Source organism: Vibrio sp. OPT46, from assembly GCF_015163535.1.
Lineage (GTDB): Bacteria > Pseudomonadota > Gammaproteobacteria > Enterobacterales > Vibrionaceae > Vibrio > Vibrio alginolyticus.
The window spans coordinates 1-549 of record NZ_JADDYG010000663.1 but is presented as its reverse complement, the minus strand read 5'-3'; the positions used below and the strand labels follow the sequence as shown (position 1 = coordinate 549).

General features: G+C 37.9%; 1 pseudogene. It reads right to left on the bottom strand.

The features are described from left to right. Window positions 1-302, bottom strand: a pseudogene (locus IQR33_RS36040) (hypothetical protein); the annotation flags it as partial. Window positions 303-549: the final 247 nt, after the last annotated feature.

Here is a 549-nt window from a genome sequence, read left to right as displayed (position 1 = left end):
CCTAGTAGGTTTGCATAGCCTTTTATCTTTGTTCCTGAGCGAATAACTTTGAGTGCGCTGTTAGTTGCTTCCAGACTGCCTTCAACATCAAGCCCTTTGGGCAAGGTTTTGATAGGGGTTTGTGAGATGTTTAAGTTGCCCTTTACCACTAGGCCAGAGGGTAGTTGGGTGTAAGGCTTGTTTCTAAGATCAAGATTGCCGTAATTATCGATGTGACCAAACTTAGAATAGTAATCTAGCTCATATGCCAAAGGAGACGAGCAGAGCAGGATTGAAGTAATGCATAGGGAAACAAAACGCATAGTCAAAGAGTTAGTTAAATACCGAGATCAACAGGTGCTTATCTTATACTTAAATAAACCTATTATGCATTTTTTGCTCACAGTTTTTGATTCATAACTTAAATATTCAAATTAGAGATGCACGCTAAAAGTGTGCGCTTCTTTACTGCGCTAAGTAACTTCAAGCTTACTAAAATGAGATAAATTAAATGATTGAATGTGAAGCAGACCCAAGTGTAGAGGTGAGAAAAATATCAGTAGATATTTG